This is a genomic window from Streptomyces sp. CAI-85, assembly GCF_013363615.1.
Taxonomy (GTDB): domain Bacteria; phylum Actinomycetota; class Actinomycetes; order Streptomycetales; family Streptomycetaceae; genus Streptomyces; species Streptomyces antibioticus_B.
This window is the reverse complement of the sequence record NZ_JAANNX010000143.1, coordinates 1-3,511: the sequence shown is the minus strand read 5'-3', so window position 1 is coordinate 3,511 and position 3,511 is coordinate 1. Positions and strand designations below refer to the sequence as shown.

At 70.6% G+C, this 3,511-nt stretch carries 4 protein-coding genes; 1 reads left to right on the top strand and 3 read right to left on the bottom strand.

Annotated elements, in window-relative coordinates; genetic code table 11:
* Positions 1-317 precede the first annotated feature (317 nt).
* Positions 318-1,325: a stage II sporulation protein M gene (locus G6W55_RS37125; RefSeq protein ID WP_030792902.1), complete on the bottom strand. Its 1,008-nt coding sequence runs from the start codon at positions 1,323-1,325 to the stop codon at positions 318-320.
* 129 nt (positions 1,326-1,454) lie between these two features.
* Between G6W55_RS37125 and G6W55_RS37120 the strand changes: the two genes are divergently transcribed.
* Positions 1,455-2,387: an RDD family protein gene (locus tag G6W55_RS37120; protein ID WP_175525001.1), complete on the top strand. Its 933-nt coding sequence runs from the start codon at positions 1,455-1,457 to the stop codon at positions 2,385-2,387.
* A 12-nt stretch (positions 2,388-2,399) separates the two neighbouring features.
* Here the strand turns inward: G6W55_RS37120 and G6W55_RS37115 are convergent, their stop codons facing one another.
* Together G6W55_RS37115 and G6W55_RS37110 are read right to left on the bottom strand one after the other, a co-directional pair.
* Positions 2,400-3,023, bottom strand: coding sequence for a hypothetical protein (locus G6W55_RS37115; RefSeq protein WP_175525000.1), 624 nt, complete (start codon positions 3,021-3,023; stop codon positions 2,400-2,402).
* Positions 3,024-3,206: 183 nt separating this feature from the next.
* A partial coding sequence (locus tag G6W55_RS37110) for an adenosylhomocysteinase (RefSeq protein ID WP_175524999.1) occupies positions 3,207-3,511 on the bottom strand: 305 nt, incomplete at its 5' end.

The following is a 3,511-nucleotide window of genomic DNA, read 5'->3' as shown; positions in this document are numbered from 1 at the left end:
GTTTCCGACTCTATCAGACCTTTTCCCGATCCGATTTCCTCGGTGCCTTCCAGGTTTCCGCTTTTGTTTCGCGGTTTCCTTTCCGGCGGTTCCGACTTTATCAGAAGTTTCGAGCCGGTCTGACCGGCGTTTCGCTTTCCGATGTGATCGGGGGCTCTGCGGAATTGAAGTTCCGAGATGCCGATAGTTTCTCACGGTTGCCGACCGGTCAATCCCAGTTCCAGGCAACTGTTCGAATCTACCTCCCCACGCACTCCGTGTCAACGGTTTTTGCGGGGCGAAGAGGAGACTAGCAGCTCAACGGCGGCATCCGCACATCAGGCGGCCGTCGGCACGGTCGCGCTGCGCTCGGCGGCTTCGAGGTCGCCCGTGTCTCCGGCCCGGGCTGCCCGGCCGCCGACGACGTACACGTACGCGAGGAACAGCAGCTCGGCTGCGACGCCGATGGTGATGCGGGCCCAGGTGGGCAGGCCGGAGGGGGTGACGAAGCCTTCGATGGCGCCGGAGACGAAGAGGACCAGGGCCAGGCCGATGGCCATGCCGACCGCTGCCCGGCCTTCTTCGGCGAGCGCGGTGCGCCGTGAGCGGGGGCCGGGGTCGATGACGGTCCAGCCGAGGCGTAGTCCGGTACCGGCGGCGACGAACACCGCGGTGAGTTCGAGCAGGCCGTGCGGGAGGACCAGGCCGAGGAAGGTGTCGAGGCGGCCGGCCGAGGACATGAGGCCGAAGCCGACACCGAGGTTGAGCATGTTCTGGAACAGGATCCACAGGACCGGAAGGCCGAGGAAGACGCCGAAGACGAGACACATCGCGGCGGCCTGTGCGTTGTTCGTCCAGACCTGGGCGGCGAAGGACGCGGCCGGGTGGCTGGAGTAGTACGTCTCGTACTGGCCGCCGGGCCGGGTCAGCTCACGGAGTTCGTCGGGGGCCGCTATGGACGCCTGTACTTCCGGGTGGGTGCCGATCCACCAGCCCAGGAGGGCGGCGACGGCGGTGGAGACGAGTGCGGTGGGGACCCACCAGTGGCGCGATCGGTAGACCGCGGCGGGGAAGCCCTGGGTGAGGAAGCGGGTCACGTCGCGCCAGGAGGCGCGGCGGGTCCCTGTCACGGCACTACGCGCGCGTGCCACGAGCTGGCTGAGCCGGCCGGTGAGCTGCGGGTCGGGGGCGCTGGACTGGATCAGGGAGAGATGGGTGGCCGTGCGCTGGTAGAGGGTGACCAGTTCGTCAGTCTCCGCGCCGGTCAGGCTGCGCCGTCGCCGTAGGAGGTCGTCGAGGCGGTCCCATTCGGCTCGGTGGGCGGAGACGAAGACGTCGAGGTCCATCGGTGTGCCTGCTCCTCGGCTGGTCGTCGGCGGCCGGTGATGGTGTCAGCTTGTCCTACTGGGGCGCGAAGTGCGCTCAGCTTGGCAGACTGGCGGTTCTCGGGGTGGGCCAGGGAAGGGACGACGGGCGTGAGTGAGCTGGTGACGGGCGAGGCGGTGGCGTTGGAGCTGCGGCCTGCCAGGCTGCCCAGCCGGGGGATGGCCACGTTGCTGGACCTGGCGGTGGCGCTGGCGGCCTACATGGTCGTGAGTCTCGCGCTGCTGGCGGCGACGGCGTCGTTGGACGAGGCGGCGCAGATGGCGGTGTCGATCGCGACGTTCCTGCTGGTGCTGGTGGGCGGGCCGATCGCGGTGGAGACGCTGAGCCATGGGCGGTCGCTGGGGAAGATGGCGTGCGGACTGCGGGTGGTGCGGGACGACGGCGGGCCGATCCGGTTCCGGCACGCGCTGGTGCGGGGTGCTCTCGGTGTGGTGGAGATTCTGCTGACGCTCGGGGTGGTGGCCTGTATCGCCTCGCTGGTGTCGGCGCGGGGGCGGCGGCTCGGCGATGTCTTCGCGGGGACGCTGGTGGTGCGTGAGCGGGTGCCGGGGGGCCGGTCGGGGTTCGTGCCGCCGCCTCCGCCCTGGTTGGCGGGGCGGTTCCAGGGGCTGGATCTGTCGGCGGTGCCGGACGGGCTGTGGCTGGCGATCCGGCAGTACCTGGCGCGGATGAACCAGCTCGATCCGCAGATCGGCCGGGCGATGGCGGAGCGGCTGGCCGGTGATCTGGCGGAGCGTACGGGGACTCCGGTGCCTCCGGGGGTGCCGGCTGCTCCCTATCTGGCGGCGGTGTTGCAGGAGCGGCAGGTCCGGGAGGCGCGGCGGGTGTTCGCCGGTGCGCCGGGCGGGGCGTCGGCCCCGCAGTCGCCGATGCCTGCTGCTCCCATGCCCACTGCTCCTGTGCCTGCCTACGGCCCGCCCGCTTCTTCCGGACCAGCGCCTGCCGCGGCACCTGCGCACGAGGTCCGGTCGGATGAGGGCGAGGAGCGGGCGGCCGGTACGGGGTTCGCGCCTCCGGCGTAGGCCCGAGCCCGGTCAGGTTCGTTCAGGGAAGGTCGACGGGGGTGTGTCGAGGTCTTCGAGTTCGATGCCGGGGGCCGCGAGGACGACGTCGCCGGTGATGTGGACCGTGTGCTGTTGGCCGGTGTCGAGGGCTGTGACCTGGTATTCGTCCACGGTCAGGGGGCCGTTGTCAGTGGCGTGTGCTTCTCTTTTCAGCAGGGCCCAGGACTGGTCCTCGGTGCGGGGGGCGAGGACCGGATCGGTGAAGGTGACGAGGCGTACCCGGGTCGCCGGGGCGGAGGGGGTGAGGCGCAGGAGCCGGGTGGTGGCGATGAGGAAGGCGGGGGATGTGCCGCTGAAGGCGTGGGCGGGGACGTTGCCTTCGGTGGCGTGGGTGCCGGTGGGGTCGGTGCGGACCCAGGTGACGCCGTCCAGGGCGGCGCCGCGGACCTGCCAGGCGCTCGCGTGGAGTTCGAGGCGGAGGGGGCGGCCGAGTTCGTCGAGGGTGAGGTCGACGGAGCCGGTGTGATCGCCGGTGGGGGTGGTGAGCTGGGAGACGTAGCGCCAGCCGGAGGGGCCGGGGGCGCAGTGGAAGTGCTCGTGGGAGAGGGGGGTGTGATCGTGCGGATCGTGGAGCGAATAGCGGCCGCGGGGCATGGGGGTCCTGGAGTGTGACGGGCTGGTCGGGCGCCGCGGTGGTCCGGTCGGCGGCCGAAGCGGCCGAAGGGACAGGCCCCCGGCACGGGGGTGCGGGGGCCTGTCTCTGCGGTGACGCCGGGTGCTGCTACTGCGGCTGTGCGCTCAGGGGCGGAGAGCCGGTGGTCAGTAGCCGGTCGCGGCTCAGTAGCGGTAGTGGTCCGACTTGTAGGGGCCTTCGACCTCGACGCCGATGTAGGCGGCCTGCTCCGGGCTGAGGGTCGTCAGCTTGACGCCGAGGGCGTCGAGGTGGAGGCGGGCGACCTTCTCGTCCAGGTGCTTGGGCAGGGTGTAGACGCCGGTCGGGTACTCGTCGGGCTTGGTGAACAGCTCGATCTGGGCCAGGGTCTGGTCCGCGAAGGAGTTGGACATCACGAAGGACGGGTGGCCGGTGGCGTTGCCCAGGTTCAGCAGGCGGCCCTCGGACAGGACGATGAGGACCTTGCCGT

What these genes read in the sequence shown, in the direction of transcription:
- G6W55_RS37125 (WP_030792902.1), bottom strand. Translation starts at nt 1,325, where the DNA reads ATGGACCTCGACGTCTTCGTCTCCGCCCACCGAGCCGAATGGGACCGC.
- G6W55_RS37115 (WP_175525000.1), bottom strand. Translation starts at nt 3,023, where the DNA reads ATGCCCCGCGGCCGCTATTCGCTCCACGATCCGCACGATCACACCCCC.